Annotated in this window: 14 protein-coding genes; 6 read left to right on the forward strand and 8 right to left on the reverse strand. The window is 42.1% G+C overall.

Going from position 1 to position 20,362, the window contains the following annotated elements; translation table 11 throughout:
* Positions 1-4 precede the first annotated feature (4 nt).
* The 3 genes from NMK93_RS14975 to mraZ are packed head-to-tail and all read right to left on the reverse strand — an operon-like array spanning position 5 to position 1,805.
* Positions 5-415 (reverse strand): FtsL-like putative cell division protein, encoded by a 411-nt coding sequence (locus NMK93_RS14975; protein ID WP_185214335.1) that lies wholly within the window; start codon positions 413-415, stop codon positions 5-7.
* A 12-nt stretch (positions 416-427) separates the two neighbouring features.
* Positions 428-1,339 carry a 16S rRNA (cytosine(1402)-N(4))-methyltransferase RsmH gene (gene rsmH / locus NMK93_RS14980; RefSeq protein WP_254530232.1) on the reverse strand — a complete coding sequence of 304 codons (912 nt, stop codon included), beginning with the start codon at positions 1,337-1,339 and terminating at the stop codon, positions 428-430.
* Positions 1,332-1,805, reverse strand: a complete 474-nt coding sequence (gene mraZ, locus NMK93_RS14985; protein WP_185214334.1) for a division/cell wall cluster transcriptional repressor MraZ — start codon at positions 1,803-1,805, stop codon at positions 1,332-1,334. The genes rsmH and mraZ overlap by 8 nt, the downstream gene beginning before the upstream one ends.
* A 435-nt stretch (positions 1,806-2,240) precedes the next feature.
* Here mraZ and aspS point away from each other — a divergent pair, with 435 nt between their 5' ends.
* Together aspS and NMK93_RS14995 are read left to right on the forward strand one after the other, a co-directional pair.
* A complete protein-coding gene (aspS, locus tag NMK93_RS14990) occupies positions 2,241-3,995 on the forward strand; it encodes an aspartate--tRNA ligase (protein WP_254530145.1) in 1,755 nt (584 codons plus the stop codon).
* A 184-nt stretch (positions 3,996-4,179) separates the two neighbouring features.
* Positions 4,180-5,565: a LutB/LldF family L-lactate oxidation iron-sulfur protein gene (locus tag NMK93_RS14995; protein WP_185218547.1), complete on the forward strand. Its 1,386-nt coding sequence runs from the start codon at positions 4,180-4,182 to the stop codon at positions 5,563-5,565.
* A 512-nt stretch (positions 5,566-6,077) separates the two neighbouring features.
* Here NMK93_RS14995 and NMK93_RS15000 read toward each other — a convergent pair.
* Positions 6,078-7,910, reverse strand: a complete 1,833-nt coding sequence (locus NMK93_RS15000) for a von Willebrand factor type A domain-containing protein (protein WP_185214331.1) — start codon at positions 7,908-7,910, stop codon at positions 6,078-6,080.
* Between the two features lie 79 nt (positions 7,911-7,989).
* Between NMK93_RS15000 and NMK93_RS15005 the strand changes: the two genes are divergently transcribed.
* Together NMK93_RS15005 and NMK93_RS15010 are read left to right on the forward strand one after the other, a co-directional pair.
* Entirely contained in the window at positions 7,990-8,565 is a 576-nt protein-coding gene (locus NMK93_RS15005; RefSeq protein WP_185214330.1) for an RNA polymerase sigma factor, read from the forward strand.
* Complete coding sequence (locus NMK93_RS15010; protein ID WP_254530147.1) at positions 8,558-9,850, forward strand: carboxypeptidase-like regulatory domain-containing protein; 1,293 nt, start codon at positions 8,558-8,560, stop codon at positions 9,848-9,850. Before NMK93_RS15005 ends, NMK93_RS15010 begins: the two co-directional genes overlap by 8 nt.
* Before the next feature lie 224 nt (positions 9,851-10,074).
* On the opposite strand, the gene tsaD is transcribed toward NMK93_RS15010, so the two are convergent.
* Positions 10,075-11,076 (reverse strand): tRNA (adenosine(37)-N6)-threonylcarbamoyltransferase complex transferase subunit TsaD, encoded by a 1,002-nt coding sequence (tsaD, locus tag NMK93_RS15015; protein ID WP_254530150.1) that lies wholly within the window; start codon positions 11,074-11,076, stop codon positions 10,075-10,077.
* A 148-nt stretch (positions 11,077-11,224) separates the two neighbouring features.
* On the opposite strand from tsaD, the gene NMK93_RS15020 reads away from it, so the two are divergent.
* Positions 11,225-15,592: a translocation/assembly module TamB domain-containing protein gene (locus NMK93_RS15020; RefSeq protein ID WP_254530152.1), complete on the forward strand. Its 4,368-nt coding sequence runs from the start codon at positions 11,225-11,227 to the stop codon at positions 15,590-15,592.
* Here NMK93_RS15020 and NMK93_RS15025 read toward each other — a convergent pair.
* The 3 genes from NMK93_RS15025 to NMK93_RS19755 form a co-directional block, all read right to left on the reverse strand.
* Positions 15,537-15,824 carry a hypothetical protein gene (locus tag NMK93_RS15025; protein WP_254530154.1) on the reverse strand — a complete coding sequence of 96 codons (288 nt, stop codon included), beginning with the start codon at positions 15,822-15,824 and terminating at the stop codon, positions 15,537-15,539. The two genes, NMK93_RS15020 and NMK93_RS15025, sit on opposite strands and share 56 nt — an antisense overlap.
* A 111-nt stretch (positions 15,825-15,935) precedes the next feature.
* Positions 15,936-18,185 carry a Tex family protein gene (locus NMK93_RS15030; protein ID WP_254530156.1) on the reverse strand — a complete coding sequence of 750 codons (2,250 nt, stop codon included), beginning with the start codon at positions 18,183-18,185 and terminating at the stop codon, positions 15,936-15,938.
* A 75-nt stretch (positions 18,186-18,260) separates the two neighbouring features.
* Positions 18,261-18,806 (reverse strand): twin-arginine translocase TatA/TatE family subunit, encoded by a 546-nt coding sequence (locus NMK93_RS19755; RefSeq protein WP_185218541.1) that lies wholly within the window; start codon positions 18,804-18,806, stop codon positions 18,261-18,263.
* A gap of 154 nt (positions 18,807-18,960) precedes the next feature.
* Here NMK93_RS19755 and NMK93_RS15040 point away from each other — a divergent pair, with 154 nt between their 5' ends.
* Positions 18,961-20,337 (forward strand): MATE family efflux transporter, encoded by a 1,377-nt coding sequence (locus NMK93_RS15040; RefSeq protein ID WP_254530158.1) that lies wholly within the window; start codon positions 18,961-18,963, stop codon positions 20,335-20,337.
* The last annotated feature ends 25 nt before the right edge of the window (positions 20,338-20,362 follow it).

Here is a 20,362-nt window from a genome sequence, read left to right on the forward strand (position 1 = left end):
ATCTTTATTTTACTTCCCTTACTATTTCCAACTTGATTGGCGGTTCCGTTCTTTCTTTCAAGCCCAAGGTATCCGCACGTTTTGCAATCTCTGTCTGCGTGGTCAATTTCATCAACTCGGCATTCAACGATTTATAGTCCCAACCTAACTCCTTCACTTCCCTGCCCAACTTATCGATCCTTCTAACCGTATTCTCTGCCAAGTGACGGTTTGAGATATACAGCAAACCTAATAAGGCAAGAAATGCCACGAAAGGCAGATTCTTGGCAACTAGGTATGTAGAAAGCTTTTTCTGAGAAAAGAAGGTCTTCAGGAAGTCTTGGGTTTCCTCAACCTTTTCCTCCAGTGCATCAGACATCTCCTCTTGCACTTCCTCACTCAGTTCATTTTGCTTTATAGTATTTCTCTTTGCCATATACCTTCGCTACTATATTTTTTCCGCAATCCTCAACTTCGCACTGCGTGCTCTATTGTTCTGTTTTACTTCATCTTCCGAAGCAACGATCGCTTTTCGACTGATCACTTTAAATGGCTTGATCTCATTCCCAAAGAAATCCTTCTCCACTTCGCCCTTAAACTTCCCTTTGGCCATGAAATTCTTTACCAACCTGTCTTCCAATGAATGGTATGACATGACTACCAAACGACCTTCCGGTTTTAAGACCAATGAGGTCTGCTCCAAAAATTCCTGCAAGGCTTCCAGCTCTTTGTTCACCTCAATGCGCAGGGCTTGAAAAACCTGAGCATGATATTTATGCTCTTTGCCTTTAGGAACCAATTTCTGGATCACCTGCTTCAACTCGGCCACCGTCTGGATCGGATTGCTCAATCGGCTCGTCACAATGGTTTTGGCCAAGGATTTCGCATTCTGGATCTCACCGTACATCCCAAAAATCCTGTGCAATTCCTCTTCAGGATAGGTATTCAGTACTTTACGGGCATCCAAATCAGCTACTTGATCCATTCGCATATCCAGATCCGCATCAAAACGGATGGAAAAGCCACGGTCTGCAGCATCAAATTGATGCGATGAAACACCAAGGTCAGCTAAAATCCCATCCACTTGTTTCACCCCTTCCAGGCGCAAATAATTTTTTAAGAACTTGAAATTTTGATGGATCAATGTAAATCGATCATCAGGAAGTGTGTTTTTAATCGCATCTGGATCTTGATCAAAAGCGATCAATCTGCCATTTGGCCCCAAATGCTTTAGGATTTCCTTCGAGTGTCCACCACCCCCAAATGTCACGTCTACATAAATCCCGTTTGGCTTTATCGCTAGTGCGTCGATACATTCCTGCAACATCACAGGAACATGATATCCAATTTCATTATTCATTGTCATCTCCTGCAAAGTTAAATCCACCCATTACCTCCTCAGCCAATGCAGAAAAATCCTCGTCAGTACTACTGTCCATCATTTTTTCGTATTCGTCTTTCGCCCAAACCTCAATCTTATCAAACTGACATTGCAAGAAAACCTCACCTTTGATATTGGCATATTCCAGCAATGATTTTGGCAAAAGAACCCTACCTGCAGAATCCAAAGAAAGCTCCGTAGCACCACGCATAAACTGACGGATAAAGTTCCTGGTCTTCTCGTTATACTGGTTCAATTTCGAAAGCTGGTGCATCTTCTTGCTCCATTCTTCTTTGGTATAGATCACTAAATTCTTCTCAAAACCGCGATTCATAACAAGCCCCTCACGCTCTACATCAGGCAGTTGCCTTTTGAGCGCAGCAGGGACCACCATTCTTCCTTTGGTGTCTAGCTTGCATTCGAATTCTCCGATTAATTGAATCATTTCCTATAATTCTACTCTAATTTTAATGTAAAAGTATACACTTTCTCCCACAATCTCCCACAATGCCCCACAAAAAAGTTTTCCACATAGCCTATCAACTACAAAAAAGCCCTTTATTGCACTTTAAAAGCATAATAACATTGAAATACAATAAATTAAGAATTGTAAAAATCACCCCCATAACGGTAATATTTAGCCCCAATTCTCTTGTTTTTAAGGAATTGTAGACTCAAAAAACAGCAAAAGTGGGGCGAAGTGGAGCAACTGGAACCAAATGACATGTCGAGTGGGGGAAAGTGGTAGAATCGGCTGTTTTTTGACCTGGATTTCATAGGGCTTTTGCTCAAGCCCTACCCTCCTTCTGGTTATTACTTAAATATTCTTTATTCTCGCATAAATGCGATAATTTTGTGGCTCAATAAAATTGAGATAATCATGCACAGAACACATACTTGTGGCGAATTAAGAATTGAAGACCTAGGAAAAACCGTAACCCTGAGCGGATGGGTACAAAAATCACGCGATTTAGGTGGAATGACTTTTATTGATGTTCGTGATAGATATGGTATTACTCAGCTAACTTTCAATACCGAAGACAATGAATCACTTCGTAGCCAAGCCCGCGAATTGGGAAGAGAGTATGTTATTAAAGTTACAGGTACCGTTATTGAACGTTCCAGCAAGAACCCTAAAATCCCTACCGGAGATATTGAAATCAAAGTCAGCAACCTTGAGGTACTGAACGAATCAAAATTACCTCCTTTTACTATAGAAGATGAAACAGACGGCGGTGAAGACCTCCGTATGAAATTCCGTTACCTGGATATCCGTAGAAATCCCGTAAAGAACAGCCTATTGTTCCGTCATAAGGTAACCCAAGAGGTAAGAAACTATTTATCTGCCCTAGATTTCTGCGAGATCGAAACACCTTATTTAATAAAGTCCACACCTGAAGGTGCCCGTGACTTTATCGTTCCATCCCGCATGAACCCTGGTCAGTTTTACGCACTTCCCCAATCTCCACAGACCTTTAAACAACTGTTGATGGTGGGTGGAATGGATAAATATTTCCAAATCGTGAAATGTTTCCGTGACGAGGATTTACGTGCTGATAGACAACCTGAGTTTACACAGATCGACTGTGAAATGTCTTTCGTAGAACAAGAAGATATCTTGAACGTATTCGAAGGTATGACGCGTCACCTATTAAAGACCATCCATGGAATCGAATTGGATCAATTCCCAAGAATGACTTTTGACGAAGCGATGCGCACCTATGGCAACGACAAACCAGATATCCGTTTCGGAATGAAGTTTGGCGAACTGAATACCGTAGCTCAACATAAGGACTTCGCGATCTTCAACAATGCCGAATTGGTTGTTGGTATCGCAGTTCCAGGCGCTGCTTCCTACACTAGAAAACAGATCGATGAGCTAGTTGATTGGGTTAAACGCCCCCAAGTAGGCGCTTCTGGAATGGTCTATGTAAAATGTGAAGCTGATGGAACCTATAAATCATCAGTAGATAAATTCTACGACCAGGCTGACCTAGCTAAATGGGCCGAGGTAACCGGCGCTCAAACTGGCGACCTGATCTTAATCCTTTCTGGACCTGCAAATAAAACAAGAGCGCAATTAAGCGCCCTGCGTATGGAATTAGGAAATCGCATGGGCTTACGTAAGCCGAACGAATTTGCTCCACTATGGGTAGTAGACTTCCCATTATTGGAATGGGATGAAGAAACGGAAAGATTCCACGCTATGCACCACCCATTTACATCTCCGAAAATCGAGGATATGCCTTTATTGGATACTGACCCAGGAAAGGTTCGTGCCAATGCATATGACTTGGTGTTGAACGGAAATGAAATCGGCGGTGGCTCTATCCGTATCCACGACAAGGATATGCAAGCCTTGATGTTCAAGCACCTAGGCTTTACTCCTGAACAGGCACAAGCGCAGTTTGGCTTCTTAATGAATGCTTTCCAATATGGAGCTCCTCCACATGGTGGTTTAGCATTCGGCCTTGACCGCTTGACCGCAATCTTAGGAGGTCAGGAAACCATCCGTGACTTTATCGCATTCCCGAAAAACAATTCCGGACGCGATGTTATGATCGATGCTCCTGCTGAAATTGCCAAAGAACAATTGGACGAACTAAGCATCAGCTTAATCGAACCGAAAAAATAAAAAACACAAAAGCAAAAATAGCGGTCAACGAAAATTGACCGCTATTTTTTTGTTCATAGCTCAAATTTTGAACAGCGCTTTAGTTATAAACATTTTACTGCCTTTAGCAGATATTTTTTTATCTTTAAAATTGGTTGATTATCACGCTCAACCTTTATTTTTGCATGAGCAACAGAACATCCCTATGGCACAGACAGTAGCTGAGAAATTCCTGAAAGATAGTGCTTCAAAATCCTTCGATTTACAGCATAGACAGATTATCAATAATAACATTGATAAGTATGAGCATGCTTTTGAAAAAGGGAAAAGTAAGTTCCTAGACCTCGAAAATTCCAAGATCAAGGCAAACCTGATCAAATGGAAGGTAATAGAGAATCTGGATCGCTATCTCCTGGATTTTGAATCCAATTTTACAGCGCATGGCGGCAAGGTCATTTGGGCAAACGATGCTGAAGAAGCTCGGGAGGAAATCTGGAAGATCATGGAACAGCACCAAGCCAAATCGGTAGTAAAATCCAAATCCATGGCCACCGAGGAAATTGAGCTCAACCATTTCCTGGAAAAGAAAAACATTGAGACCATTGAAAGTGACTTGGGTGAATTTATCATTCAACTGCTTGGTCAAAAACCGTATCACTTCGTCACTCCTGCCATGCACCTCAGCTTGGAGGAGATTGCGAAACTATTCCATGAAAAGTTTGATACCCCATTGGAAGCTACAGCTGAAGAGCTCACGATGAAAGCCAGGGAAATATTGCGAGAGAAATATACCCAAGCCGATATCGGAATCACAGGAGCAAACTTCCTATTGGCAGATACCGGTGCCATCGCCATTACCGAAAATGAAGGAAATGCCCGATTGACTACCACCTTCCCTAAAGTGCATATCGCCGTTGTAGGGATCGAAAAAATATTGCCGAGCATAAACGACCTAGACCTTTTCTGGCCTTTATTGGCCACCCATGGAACTGGTCAAAATCTAACGGTATACAATACCGTCTTATCTGGCCCAAGGAAAAACACGGAATACGATGGCCCTGAGGAGATGTATGTCATCCTCTTGGACAATGGCCGTACCAATGTACTTGAACAGAAAGAGCAACGCCAAGGATTGTACTGTATCCGTTGTGGCGCTTGCCTCAATGTATGCCCAATCTATCAAAATATTGGTGGCCATACTTATGAAACAACCTATCAAGGTCCTATTGGCTCCCTGATCTCACCTCACTTGAATGGCATGAAAGAATTCAAGCATCTCAGCTATGCTTCTTCCTTATGCGGAAAATGTACAGAGGTCTGTCCGGTAGGCATCGATATTCAAAAGATGCTTTTGGTAAACAGAAGGGATGCTGTTCAACAAGACCTGGTTTCTTCAGTAGAGAAGAAAGGCTGGAGCATGTTCACTTGGGCAATCCAAAAAAGAAAACTCCTTGATTTCTTCGGAGGAAAGACCAAAAACTTCTTTGTCCGAAACTTCTTCAAGAAAGCTTGGGGTAACCAACGCGAACTTCCAAAAATTGCCGATAAATCTTTTTCCCAGCAATGGAAAGAAAAACAGAAAGATAAGTAGATAAATCTTATTGAACAGGTCCGTTTTTTGAACCAGGATGTTCGGGATTCGAGGATGGACCAAGATCTGGGAATGAACCAGGATTCAACAGATTCGAGGATAGACCAAGAACGGAGAATGAACTAGGATGTGGCTCGACTCTGCTCCTTTAGCTTTCTATGAATACAACTCCAGCGCATTTCCAATTCTGAACGGTCAGTAAAGAATCCGTTCGGTTCTCCTCCATCAGGCCCTGTCATTCTGCACCGAAAGGTGCAGGAACTGTACGCCAAAAAACTCATTGCTTGAATGGTTTCGATAATCTTTTTGCCTCAGATTAACTTGAAAAAGTAACAAAGAAAATTATTGTCAACTCGACTTCGTACTTGAGGATCCTTTAGGTTCCTATAGTCGATGATATTTACGCCCTTTGGTAAATTTCATCTTCCAGACTTTTTTTTAATAGAAAAAAAGGTTCACTTTCGCGAACCTTTAAAAATAAAAACATTAAAAACCTATTTATCTCCTCACTTTTACTTTTCTGTATCGACAATTGACTTACTATTTTCTGCCATACGGATAAACTCTGCACGATAGCCTTCATCATCCTTTCCTTTTGCAGCTTTTGCACGGGCGATCAAGCTTGCAAAACTTGAGTTTTGCTTATAATCTGAATTACGCAACAACATCCCAAATTCAGCAACTGCTGTTGCAAAACGGAAATCCTCACTCACGGTATCAAATGCTTTTGGAGCATCTTTCACGACAGTCTGCTGCAATTCACTCTTGTCCGATTTAGGGTCTTTGTACCTGAATTTCACGGTTGCCAATTCCCCATTCTTAGACCCCAGATTTGGTTTATCGTTATTCTGGTATTTCAATGGATCAACCGTTCCAATAATTGAACTCTTAACACCTACCGGAATGATTTCGTAGATCGCAGTTACGGTATGTCCAACCCCCATATCTCCGCCTATTTTAGCATCATTATTGAAATCTTCCGCTTCCAATAAACGGTTTTCATAGCCCACCAATCTATAGGCTTGCACATAAGCCGGATTAAACTCCACTTGAATTTTCACATCCTTGGCAACGGTAAATAAGGTCGCTCCAAATTCAGTCACCATAGCCTTTCTTGCTTCTGAAATATTATCGATATAGGCATAGTTGCCTCTTCCTTTGTCCGCCAAAGTCTCCATCTTACTATCTTTCAGGTTTCCCATTCCATAACCTAATACAGTCAGGTTAACCCCACTTTCGCGTTCTTTGGCAATCAAGTCTTCCATCGCTTCATCACTGGACTCACCCACATTGAAATCTCCATCCGATGCCAGGATAATTCTATTGTTTCCATCTTTAATAAAATTTGCTCGGGCAATCTGATAGGCTTTCTTAATTCCTTCTCCACCGGCAGTAGAACCTCCAGCTGTCAGTTCATCAATGGCAGTCTTGATTTTCATCTTTTGATCCCCACGGGTACTTTCTAATTTTACTCCAGCAGAGCCTGCATAGGTAACAATGGCAACCTTATCTTCTGGTCTCAATTGGTCCACCAGCATCTTCAAGGAAGACTGCACCAATGGTAATCTATTATCTCCCATCATAGATCCTGATACATCGATCAAGAAAACAAAATTGGATGCCTTCAAATTTTCCTTAGGAATATCTTTTGCCTTCAAGGCGATACGCATCAACTGATGCTCCTTATTCCAGGGCGAAGTGGTTAGCTCTGTATAGATCTTCACGGGCTCGCCATTGGTCGGACCTTGTAGGTCATATTGGAAATAATTGATCATCTCCTCTACCCTTACCGCATCTTTAGGCGGCAGATTCCCTGCATTGATCATTCTTCTTACATTAGAATAAGAAGCAGCGTCCACATCTACAGCAAAAGTTGACAAAGCTTCTTTCGTAGGCGAAATAAATCCGTTCTCTTCAAAACGACCATAAGTTTCCGTATTTTGAGGTCTAGGTTGCAAATATAAACCGTTTGAATGTGCCATTGCACTGCCGGTTACCCTCTTTTGTGCTTTATTACCATAGCCTACAACAACAACTTCTTCTAATAAGGCTTCCCTTGCTTGCAGTACTACCTTTATGCTATTCTTCTTTCCTACCTTTACTTTTTTAGTTTCGTACCCTAAAAATTTAAACAGCAAAATATCTTTTTCAGCAGCTTTTATGGAAAATGCTCCTTGCTGATCGGTCAGCGTTGCTTGCTGCTTTCCTTCCACGCGAACCTCCACACCGGCGAGTGCCAGCTGTGTTCCCGCCTCAGTTACAATACCTTTGATCATTCTTTCTTGGGCTAGTCCGCTACCACCTAGAGTAAGCAAAAAGACTAATAATGCAAATATTTTATTCATGACTAGTAAGTTTTGCCAAAGGATGCAGAAAAAATCAAATTTCCATAAACGAGAAAAAAAAATTAATTTTCAGCAGTAAATGAGCACTAGGACCTTGTCAAAACAGAAAAATCTATCGGATGAAGATCTGCTAAAACTCTATCTGCTGGATGGCGACCTCAACCATCTGGGAGACCTCTATCAAAAGCATAGTGAAATGGTCTATTATGTGTGTTTACGATACTTTAAAGAGCCTGAACGCAGCAAGGATGCGGTCATGCAAATCTTTGAGGAACTCATCGACAAAGTCAAAAAACAAGATATACAGGATTTCCCCCGCTGGCTCTACGTGGTCAGTAAGAACCACTGCCTGATGGCACTGCGATCTGCAAAAAACAAACAAGAAATTGTTACAGATAATTTTGTGGAATTTTCAATGAACCTGCATCAGGAGGAAAACTATCAAGAAAGGGAGGAACAGTTATTGAGACTGGAAAGCTGCTTGGATACCTTAATAGAAAAGCAAAAGAAAAGTATTCAGCTCTTTTTCATCGAACAGAAATGCTACAAAGAAGTGGTTGATATAACCGGCTACAGCATGAACGATGTAAAAAGCTATATCCAAAATGGCAAAAGGAATTTGAAGAACTGTATGGAAAGGAATTCTCATGAATAAGGACTTTGACATAGCATATCTACGCAAATACGTGAACGGAGAACTGAGCGACTCCGAAATGTATGCTATTGAAAAGGCATCCCATGAAGATGAACTTTTAATGGATGTATTGATGGGATTGGAGGAAGAGAAAAAACTGAACAACCCTCTTGAAGTCGCAGATCTTCATTCCGCAATTTTCGAAAGGACGCATCCTGCGAAGGTTAGACCATTCAGCTTCTATAGAAACCTATCGATCGCAGCCTCGGTATTACTGGCATTAGGTATCGGTACGATTTGGTACTTAAACAGGGACCAGAACAAGGTCGCTGAGACGATGGAAACCGTGGCCATGGACAACAAAGCCGATGTGCCGACGGATACCACGCTGAACAGTATACATTTGGACAGTTTAGATGGCCTCTCCGAAGAGGACAACCTGATTGCCCTTGCTACACCAGCCGAACCTGCTCCAGCTGGAGCGGAAGCTTCAGCCCAAAGGAAAAAAAACGCGAATATTGCAAAGCCTACGGTAGAAGAAGTGCTTGCTGATAATTCCGATGTTTTCTTAAGGGAAGTTCCTCGATCGGACACAAGTACTTTCCATGATAAAATTGACAATCGAATAGCTTCAAACGAAATGGGATCCTTCAAAAAGATAGACAAAACCAATGTCATCCTGATGAATGGAAAGACGCCAGCGAAGTCAAAACAAACTAGCCAAGCTGCAGTTGCTTCGGCAGACCGCGTTAGCTCCCTACAAGACGTTAAAAAGTTAGCGACCGGCCGTGTCCTAGATCAGCAATCTGGAAGGCCGATCGTTAGTGCATCGGTGCGCGATGTCAAGACCAACGATGTGGTCATGACCGATTCTTCTGGCCAATATATACTGCCCTTGACTTCAGACAATCAAAAACTGGAAATCCTTTCCCTAGGTTACGAGAAAGAATTGATCACTGCCAGCAACAATAAGATCGTGCAACTCAAACCAAGCTTTGGAGCACTTGACGAAGTAGTTGTCGTTGGCTATGGAAATAAAACGGAAAAGGTAAAATCAGAACCTCTAGTAGGTTGGGTTGCCTACAAGAAGTACATCAACGATAATTCTTACCAAACCCTGTTGGGCAAAGGCTCCGTTACCTTGATCTTCGATATTTCAACATTCGGTAGGCCGATTGACATCAGCATCAAGAAATCAAGCAATCCTGACCTAAGTCAGAAAGCCATTCAGATTATCCACAATGGACCAGATTGGAAAAAAGGTAATGATGGCAAAAAGATTGAAGTCAAGATCAATTTCAGATAAAATACATCCCCTTTAAAGTTTAATCTTGCTAAAATAAAAAAGGATAAATCATGAATTCATCCTATCTATTGCTCTGAAAATTCTTCGAGAATGCTTCGAGACATATTCGAGACATATTGCCAGATTTCCGAATATGTCTCGAATAAGGTCAAAGTATGAGCTGAAATATTAATACTAAAATTTTTCTGACCGATAATATTGAACAAAACTCTATTTGAGCTTGATTATACTCCCATTCGAGCTACAGGTCCAACCTCTTGTCCAATAAAGTCTTCTTTCAAGAACTTTTGGTAGCCTGCAATGGAAATCATGGCTGCATTATCTGTACAGTATTCAAATTTAGGGATAAATACATTCCAATTATATTTTTTCCCCATTTCAGTCAGACCATTCCTTAAACCAGAATTGGCAGATACCCCACCGGCGATGGCAATATCCTTCACTCCGGTCTGCTTGGCTGCTTTCTTTAATTTATTCAACAGGATGGAAACGATACGGCTCTGAACAGATGCACATAGGTCATCCATTTTTTCATTCAAGAAATTAGGGTTCTGTTTTATTTCAGCCTGTACCAAATATAAAATTGCGGTTTTCAATCCGGAGAAGCTAAAGTTCAGATCTGGGATTTGAGGTTCGGGCAACTTAAAGGCATCGGGGTTTCCGTTTTGGGCATGCTTGTCAATCAAAGGTCCGCCAGGGTAAGGAAGATCTAAAATCTTTGCAGTCTTATCAAAGGCCTCCCCTGCTGCATCGTCTAAAGTTTCGCCCAACAGTTCCATTTCAAAATAATCCTTGACCAATACGATTTGCGTATGACCACCCGAAACGGTAAGGCATAGGAAAGGGAAATTAGGCTTTGGATCATCAATGAAGTGCGCTAAGATATGTGCTTGCATATGATTGACATCGATCAATGGGATATCCATGGCCAAGGCAAATGATTTTGCGAAGGAGGTCCCCACCAATAAAGCACCTAAAAGTCCAGGTCCGCGTGTAAAAGCTACTGCATCTATGTCATTTTTCCGTATTTTAGCAGCAGCGATAGCTTGGTCTACTGTTGGAATGATGTTTTGTTGATGTGCGCGAGAAGCTAACTCAGGAACCACACCCCCATATTTAGCATGAATTGCTTGACTTGCAATAATATTTGACTTAATTTCGCCGTCTATACATATAGAGGCCGAAGTTTCATCACATGAAGATTCTATTCCTAGAATAATGGCCATTTTGAGAGAAGTATAAAATTTAATTTACAAAAGTATCAAAAAAATACTTAAAATAACGCTTATTAGCCTGCTCAGCATACTCGCACTGCTGTCGGTAATTTTATTCTCTTTACAATTTTCATCTGTTCAAACATTTGTCACCAAAAAAGTGGCAAAATACCTTTCCAAAGAGCTTAATGCCAAAGTAGAAATCGGAAGCATTTACTTCAAGCCTTTCTCCGAACTTAATCTCTATAATTTCAACCTGGCAGACCAAAATGGAAACCTTATTCTTTCTGCAAAGAAATTAAATGCAGACCTTATCCTGACGGATTTTTTCCGGAACAAGGTCATCATTGAAAAATTAAATATTGAGCAGGCCTATGTGGATTTTCAGGTCTACAAAGACAGTTCAAACATCAAATTCCTTATCGACTATTTCAGCCCGAAAAAGAAGAAAAAAACTGGCCCTAAGAAGCAAATGGAACTGAAATTGTACGAAGTCAATTTGGTTGACAACCATGTCAAGATCATTAACCATACCCAGAAACACTATAACCGTGGAGTGGATTTTTCGGACATCGAACTGACCCATCTCACAGGCAATTTCAGCAAGATAGAACAGGATAGCAGTTCGATAAAAGCCAAGATCAAGAAATTGACATTCCAGGAGAAATCTGGTTTTATCGTAAGAGAACTGAGTGCAGATGCCTTCGTTACGGACCAATCCATGGAATTTGACCAATTAAAGCTGATCACCAACAATTCCTCTTTGGGAAGACACTTGAAATTCAGTTATAAAGATTTTGGCGACTTTGGTGATTTCGTGAAGAAAGTACAGATTGAGTCAAGCATGAGCAATGTATTTGTTGATTCCAAGGACATCGAATACTTTGCGCCAGACATGAAATTTGTCAAGTTTAAAGCCAAAGTAAACCAAGGTAGTGTCAAGGGTACGGTAGCCAATATGTTCGTGAAGGATGCCGATATACAGACCGGAGAGGAAACCCGATTGACGGGGGATTTCAGCATCAAGGGGCTACCCGATATCAACAGGACAATTTTTGATTTCAATGCCAATCAGTTGCAGACCAGCGCTTCTGACGTGGAAAAACTGGTACCTGAACTTTCTAACAGAGGTTCTTTTGACTTACCTGAGCAGCTTCATAGATTGGGACAGATTAATTTTAGGGGGACTTTTAAAGGGCTGTATAACTTATTTGATGTCGTGGGGGCCTTCGACACGGAATTGGGAAAATTAGAGACCAACGCTAAAATAGACATCCAAAAGAATATTCAGTACGCTGGAAACATGCAATCTGAAGAGTTTCAGATTGGAAATTTGATCAACAGCAATAGCATCAAGAACACGGGGCTTAATCTGGACTTTGATGGGCAAAACTTGGATTTCAAAGAAATTCAATTGAACATCATAGGAGACCTGAGAAGACTACAACTTAATAATTACCAATACGACAGCGTATCCGTGGATGCCTTCCTATTTGAGGAGCAGATTGAAATGAATGGCCACATCAGTGACCCGAACATTGCCTTGGCTTATGATTCGAAAATTAACCTATCCGGTGAATTCAACATCTATAATGTTGATGCCCAGATCGATCAAATCAACCTAAAGAAATTAGGCTTGGTCAATAAGGATAGCATCATCATCTATGATTCCAATATCAGCACGCACCTGACCGGCAACAACCTCAACAACCTGAACGGAGACCTTCGGGCCAATCAGATCAACATGCAGACCAGTAAGGGGAAATTCAGCATTGATGATGTGTTCTTTGCCGCTGAAGGCAATGAAACGGATAGGCTCTTGACCCTAAAATCCAATGTGATGGATGGAGAGATGAAAGGTGTGATAGACCTGAACACACTTGTACCTTATTTCAAGGCATTGGCCATGAAATATGCACCGGCAATTGGCTTGGAAACAGAACCGTACAATCCTCAAATTTTCGACCTTGAACTCAAGGTCAAATCCTTTGAACCTGTATCCGCATTTTTGGACCCAACCTTAACCTTGGAGGATGGAGCAACCTTAGAGGCCCACTTTAATTCAGAAGATTTTACGGCCGAATTCAATGCCTTTAGTCCTTTTGTAAAGTATCAGGGCATTAACCTGCAAAACCTGAGCATCGATGAGATTGCTGACGAAAATGCTTTCTCCCTCAACCTGAAAGCGGACAAGGCATTTCTGACAGACTCCGTTTTTGTCAATAATGTTGAAATCAACAATATCCTTTCCAAGGACAGCCTATTGTTTAATATCAAAGGGGCAGAAGAAACCGAAAAGAATTACATGCGTTTGAATGGTAACATTCACTTCGCCCACAATAAACCTGCATATATCCGTTTTGAGGAGTCCACCATCGTTGTGAATTATGAACCTTGGGCTTTCAACAAAGATGCTGAAATGCGGGTGTCCAAGGGGAAATTCTATTTAAACAACTTAATTGCATCCCAAGGAAACCAAAGGGTGGAATTCAATGGCGTATTATCCAATGAAGACGATAAACTAGACATCAAATTTGAAAGGTTCAACCTGCATTCTTTGGAAACGGTAACCAAGCCAATAGGGGTTCATTTAGATGGTGAATTGAACGGAAACATCGAATTGCATTCCATTTTCAAAAAGCCTTACCTATCTGCAAACGTAACTACCACACCTTTGGTGTGGAACCAAATACCAATTGGGCAATTGGTCCTGTTAGCAGATTTCGATCCGGAATCGAAGGTGGCCAATTTGGATTTCCAGTTATTGGACGACCGAAAAAGAGGATTGACCCTGAACGGTACCTACCAAGTGGTATCCGGTGAACAAGCCATAAATTTAAAGGGAAACCTGAACCAGACCGAATTGATCTTGTTCCAACCTTTTATCCGTAGCTTGGCATCCGACCTGGAAGGAAAAATGGATGCGGACCTTCAAATCACAGGAACACTTCAAAATCCTCAAATCAATGGTTCAGCGAAGATTGAAAGTGCATCCTTCAAGGTTAATTACCTAAAGACCACCTATAACCTGAACAATCAGTCTGTGATGATCGATAATAACGCGGTCATGATGAATAACCTGACCTTTACCGACTCTAAAGGGCATCAGGCCGTAGCGGGTGGAGTAGTCAATCTTTCAACATTGAGCAATCCATATATCGATGTGAATGTAGCGACCAATAATGTGATGATCCTGAATACAACCTATAAGGACAATAACCTATATTATGGTACTGCATATGCCACAGGAACCTATCAATTTAAAGGATATACCTCGGCGATCGACATTAATATCAAGGCCAGGTCAGAGGACAATACGGTAATCAGTATTCCATTCAATACGGCCATGACGATCTCAGAAAGTGACTTTATCTACTTTGTCAGTAAAGACTCCAGCGTAAACAAGGAAAATGCAAACCGATATTTCCTAAAGGGCATGACGATGAATATGGACCTGGAGTTGACTCCGAGTGCAGAGGTCAACCTACAGACCGACATTGGTTCGCTGAAAGGTACTGGAACCGGAGAAATCAGTTTGAAGATTTCCAGTTTGGGCGATTTTGAGATGTTCGGGGATTACGCCATCAATTCAGGAAAATTCCACTTTACGGCGCAGGATTTTATCAACAAATATTTCGACATCAAGCAAGGTGGAACGATTCGCTGGACGGGATCTCCTTCAGGAGCAACCGTCAATATCACGGCAGTTTATCAGCAGCGCACCTCCATTGGTGATCTGTATAATGCAGCTGGGCGTGCCGGCACGGACGAAAGAGTATTGGCGCAGGCTGACATGATCATCAAGGGAACCTTGAGCCAGCCCGATGTCTCCTTTGACCTGAACTTCCCACAAACACCATATGTCAAGGATGAACTGCAAGCCTATTTCAGTGACGCCAATAATGTCAATCAACAGGCATTGAGTTTAATTATCCGGAGAAGCTTTACCGCTGGAAACTCGGGAGAAATTGGCAGGGAGGTAAACAATACCTTATTATCTGCCGGAACGGAAATCGCCTTTAACCAATTGAACAATATTCTGGCGCAATCCCTAAAGATCAACTTCCTGGATTTCAACATCCGATCGCTAAACGATGCCTCTGCATCCTTCCGATTCTTTGATGACCGATTGGTTTTGACAGGAGGAATTGTGGACCGTAGGAACATACAGACGACCGACCTGACCTTTTTCTCTAACCAGGTGGCGACCGATGCTGAACTGACCTATAAGATCAGGAGAGATGGTAGCTTGATGTTTAGGGCATATAACCGATTGAATACAAGAAATATTCTCTTTACCCCTACGGACGATTATATCAATGCTGTCGGTTTGGTATACCGTCAGGAATTCAATACCCTTGGTGAGTTTTGGCGTAAGATGTGGACATGGAAGCCTAAGCGCGACAGCATCCCATCTATCCCTAACATCCCACAGGACAGCATCAAGAGCTCGTCTGACAGCAGTACGAACGTTAATCCAGGTAAAGCTCCAAAAGCTGGTTATGTTCCGCCTCCAGGCTTCCAGTAAACTCAGGCTGCTTGGCACGGTTGTACCAGTACCTAGCATTCCATAGATCCCCTTCCACACGATGTAGGTAAGCATGTACATGGGCAGACTCCCTATCATTAAGGTGATCGATCAGGTCATGGGCATTTTTCCAGTCCCCTTTCGCATCATACCATAGTGCTTGAACCTGTACATTCCAGTTTGGATTTGGCTGAGCGTCTTTCAAGGTTGATTTAAATTCTTCTAAAGTCATGGAATTAAGATATTCATTTTTTTAAGATAAAGGAAATCGTGCGGCTTTCGAGGCGATAGATTTCAAGAGATAGTTAAAAACAAAAGGGCGATTATCGCCCTTTTGTTTTTATTATTTAAACTTGCTTGCCAAGGCTGCCAGTTTAGCTGCCATATCGGTTTCAGGTGCTCGCTCCTGACGTTTGTCGGAACGTTTATCTGAACGTTTCTCCGAATGTTTCCTTGGGGCTTTTTCCTCCGTTTTCATGGTCAGACTGATTCTGTTTCTTTTTTCATCAACTTCAGTCACTGTAACGGTCACCTGCTGTTGAACTTTTACGACCTCATGGGGGTCAGAAACAAAATGGTTAGCCAGTTGGCTGAGGTGAACCAATCCATCCTGATGAACACCGATATCCACGAATGCTCCAAAATTGGTAATATTCGTAACGATACCTGGCAGTTTCATACCGATTTTCAGGTCTGAAATCTTATTCACTCCCTCGGTAAATGAGAAGGCTTCAAACTTATCACGAGGGTCCAACCCTGGTTTAGCCAATTCAGCCATGATATCATTCAAGGTAGGCAACCCTACTTCATCCGATATGTATTTCTTCAGGTCAACACTCTTTCTGACCTTTTCATCTTTCATCAGGTCCTGGATGGAAACATGGATATCTTTCGCCATCTGTTCCACCAAAGCATAACGCTCGGGGTGAACTGCAGAGGCATCCAAAGGATGATCCGCATTGCGGATACGCAAGAAACCCGCGGCCTGTTCAAAAGCCTTGTCCCCTAGCCTAGGCACCTTTTTCAATTCCCTGCGAGAACTGAATGGACCATTTTCTTTCCTATAGTTAATGATCTGTTGTGCCAAAGCAGGTCCCAATCCAGATATATAGGATAGGATCTGTTTCGAAGCTGTATTCAGCTCCACCCCAACCGAGTTCACACAGGACATCACGGTATCATCCAGCGCTGACTGCAATTTATTTTGATCCACATCATGTTGGTACTGTCCAACCCCGATTGATTTAGGATCGATCTTCACTAACTCGGCCAAAGGGTCCATTAATCTTCTACCAATGGAGACTGCACCTCTCACGGTTACATCATGGTCAGGGAATTCTTCCCTTGCCACTTCTGAAGCAGAATAAATAGATGCTCCACTTTCATTGACCATTACGATTGTTGCTCCCGGCATGTTCATTTTACGGATAAAATCTTCCGTTTCCCTACCGGCAGTACCATTACCGATAGCAATGGCTTCGATATCATGTGCTGAGATCAATTTTTTGATGATACGCTCAGCTTCCGCCTGTCCGGCCGCGCCATTGTGCGGGAAGATAGCTGTATTTTCCAAAAGGTTCCCTTGCGCATCTAAAACGACCGTCTTACAACCAGTCCTGAACCCAGGGTCAATGGCCAACAGTCTTTTTTGACCAAGTGGTGCCGCCAATAACAATTGACGAACATTGTCCGCAAATACCTTAATGGCTTCCTCATCAGCTTTCTGTCTCGTCAATACGCGGATTTCCGTTTCCATAGAAGGCTTTAGGAGACGTTTATAGCTATCGGACAGTGCCAATGACACTTGTTTGCTCGCTTCATTGTTTCCTTTGATATATAGCTTCTCAATGCCTGGAACGACATCTGTTTCAGCGATATCAATATCGAGGTACAATAATTCCTCCTTTTCACCTCTTCGCATGGCCAAGACACGGTGCGAAGGGGCCTCTTTCAGGGATTCAGTCCATTCGAAATAATCTTTGTATTTCAGTGCAGCTTCTTCTTTGCCTGGAACAACACGCGAAACGAACTGTCCTTTGTTCAACAATGTTTTTCGGGCATGAGCGCGCACTTCTGCATCTTCAGCGATTTGCTCGGCTATGATATCACGAGCACCAGCGAGTGCTTCTTCCAAGGTTGCTACACCTTTTTCATCATCGATGAAGTTGGCAGCATTGGATTCCACATCCAATTTATCTTGCGTAAGCAAGAGATCAGCTAAAGGCTGCAGGCCTTTTTCGCGCGCTGCAGAAGCTCTGGTCTTGCGCTTAGGTTTGTAAGGCAAGTAGATATCTTCCAAGGCAGCCATGGTTTCGGCTGATTTCACTTGGATCTCTAGTTCCGGAGTAAGCTTACCTTGATCAGCGATCGACTTCAGGACGGCTTCCTTACGTTTGTCCAAGTCTCTCAATTGCTGCATGCGATCACGGATGGCTGTAATCTGCACTTCATCCAAGCTTCCGGTCAATTCCTTACGGTATCTCGCGATAAAAGGAACCGTTGCACCTTCATCCAATAGGTTGATGGTGGTATGCACTTGTTTCTCGCTAATCGACAATTCTTTCGATACGATAATCTCGTGGGATGTACTCATAAAATATTTTAAAATGAAAAAACAAAGCTGTTGAATGGATTCCAACAGCTTATCGATATAGAATTCTTAATTGTTTTAGGCTTTTTTAGAATTATTATCTTCTAATGGATTTTGCTCAACTTCGGGTTCAGGGGTTTCCGTTGAGTTAGCTACTGCTTGGGTGTCATCAGCAGCTGGGCTGTCATTGCTTCCAAAGTGATCATTATAACCATAGCTATAGTAATCGTCCTGTGTTGGCGTGCTGTATGGCTTATGCTCATAGGTTCCAGCAGGAGCCGTAAATTGAGGAACTTTCTTCTCTACTACACCCTCTTCGGACACTTCCTCTGTTTCGGTGGCTGCATTTACCTGTTCAAAATCTTGGATAGGTGTTGCAGCAGGTTTATTGGTTTCAGGCTCTTTATCAATATCTGTTTTTATATCGTCAATTTCTTTTTCGAAGTTATTGATCTGATCTGAAATCTCTCTCTTAATCCCCTCAGAAGCATCTTTAAATTCCCGGATACCACGTCCCAGTCCTCTAGCCAATTCTGGTAATTTCTTGCCACCAAAAAGCAATAATGCAACTAAAATAATAAGCATCATCTCTTGGGTACCAATGTTCAAAAACGCTAAATTCATCTCTACTTTATTAATTGTTAATAAGCTAAGGTAAGTCTATTATTTTTTTTCAGCAATTTTTTGATGTAAATATTTAGAAACAAAAAGTTAACCCAAACATGATTCGCTAAGCAAGTTTTAACTCGTACCTTTGTGCTCTTTACTTTTTTCGTATATGCTGCAGAAAATCAAATCCAATAAAATTTATTACTTAAGTACGATGGCTTTGGCGGGTCCGGTTGTGATTTCACAATTGGGGCATACCTTGGTCCAAACAGCAGATACCATTATTGTCGGTCACTTTGCAGGGACCATCCCATTGGCAGCAGTTTCCTTGGTACACTCTGTTTTCATGGTAGTTTTGGTGATTGGCTTGGGGATAGCTTACGGCTTGACACCTTTGATCGCCCAAGAAAACGGTCGGCAGAATTATAAGGAATGTGCAAAATTATTATCCAATAGTTTTTGGTTGAACATTGTATCAGCTATCCTCCTCTTCCTATTCGTTTTTTATGGTTCTATGTTTGCCATGGAACATGCCGATCAGGATCCTGAGGTAGTTAAGACTGCGAAGCCATATCTGTTGATCTTGAGTCTTTCTATCATGCCCTTAATGGTCTTTAATACCTTCAAACAGTTTGCAGAAGGTTTGGGATTCACCAAACAGGCGATGAACATTACCATCTGGGGGAATGTGCTGAACGTCATCATTGCCGTAATCCTTGTGAAAGGGATGTTCGGAATCGAACCGATGGGCGTGCGTGGAGTGGGTATTGCAACCTTGGTTGACCGCATCTTGATGATGATCGTGATGGCTTGGTATGTATTGAAATCGAAAAACTTCAAGCGCTATATCGACCATTTCTCGGCCAAGTTTATTGACTTCAATAGAGTAAAACAGATCTTTAAGATAGGCGGTCCTGTGGCGATGCAATATGTATTTGAAATCGGAGCATTTGCAGGAGCGGCGCTAATTGCAGGTAAGATCGGTGCTGTAGAGCAGGCAGCTCACCAAACGGCCATAACACTGGCGGCAATGACCTATATGATGGCAAGTGGAATTGCTTCTGCGGCTACCATCAAGGTGGGCAATGCCTATGGAAACAAAAACTTCTTCCGCTTACAGAAGTTTGCAACGGTGTCCTACCATTTGGTATTGATTTTCATGGTTATCTGTGCAATTATTTTTGCTGTGTTCAATCAATACCTGCCATACATCATCAGCAAGGATCATGAAGTAGTGGTTATGGCATCACAGTTATTGATCATTGCAGGAATGTTCCAAATATTTGATGGTACGCAGGTGGTAGGTCTAGGTACATTACGGGGTATGGGTGATGTGAATTCCCCTACTTTTATTACCTTCTTTGCCTATTGGGTGATCGGTTTACCAACAGCCTATTTCTTGGGAATTCAACTGAACTTTGGCGTTAAGGGAATATGGTACGGTTTGACCTTGGGCTTATTGACCTCTTCGATATTACTATATTTCAGATACCGCTATATGGTGATGATGAAATTACCGAGGCATCAGCTTATGGTAAATGGATAAAACAAAAACGCTCATCGGATGATGA

The sequence above is a fragment of the Sphingobacterium sp. LZ7M1 genome (genome assembly GCF_024296865.1).
Lineage (GTDB): Bacteria > Bacteroidota > Bacteroidia > Sphingobacteriales > Sphingobacteriaceae > Sphingobacterium.

Coding starts and splice junctions, on each gene's coding strand:
- aspS (WP_254530145.1), top strand. CDS start 2,241: ATGCACAGAACACATACTTGTGGCGAATTAAGAATTGAAGACCTAGGA.
- NMK93_RS15010 (WP_254530147.1), top strand. CDS start 8,558: ATGAATAAGGACTTTGACATAGCATATCTACGCAAATACGTGAACGGA.
- NMK93_RS15000 (WP_185214331.1), bottom strand. CDS start 7,910: ATGAATAAAATATTTGCATTATTAGTCTTTTTGCTTACTCTAGGTGGT.
- NMK93_RS14975 (WP_185214335.1), bottom strand. CDS start 415: ATGGCAAAGAGAAATACTATAAAGCAAAATGAACTGAGTGAGGAAGTG.
- NMK93_RS15030 (WP_254530156.1), bottom strand. CDS start 18,185: ATGAGTACATCCCACGAGATTATCGTATCGAAAGAATTGTCGATTAGC.
- mraZ (WP_185214334.1), bottom strand. CDS start 1,805: ATGATTCAATTAATCGGAGAATTCGAATGCAAGCTAGACACCAAAGGA.
- rsmH (WP_254530232.1), bottom strand. CDS start 1,339: ATGAATAATGAAATTGGATATCATGTTCCTGTGATGTTGCAGGAATGT.
- NMK93_RS15025 (WP_254530154.1), bottom strand. CDS start 15,824: ATGACTTTAGAAGAATTTAAATCAACCTTGAAAGACGCTCAGCCAAAT.
- NMK93_RS19755 (WP_185218541.1), bottom strand. CDS start 18,806: ATGAATTTAGCGTTTTTGAACATTGGTACCCAAGAGATGATGCTTATT.
- tsaD (WP_254530150.1), bottom strand. CDS start 11,076: ATGGCCATTATTCTAGGAATAGAATCTTCATGTGATGAAACTTCGGCC.
- NMK93_RS15040 (WP_254530158.1), top strand. CDS start 18,961: ATGCTGCAGAAAATCAAATCCAATAAAATTTATTACTTAAGTACGATG.
- NMK93_RS14995 (WP_185218547.1), top strand. CDS start 4,180: ATGGCACAGACAGTAGCTGAGAAATTCCTGAAAGATAGTGCTTCAAAA.
- NMK93_RS15005 (WP_185214330.1), top strand. CDS start 7,990: ATGAGCACTAGGACCTTGTCAAAACAGAAAAATCTATCGGATGAAGAT.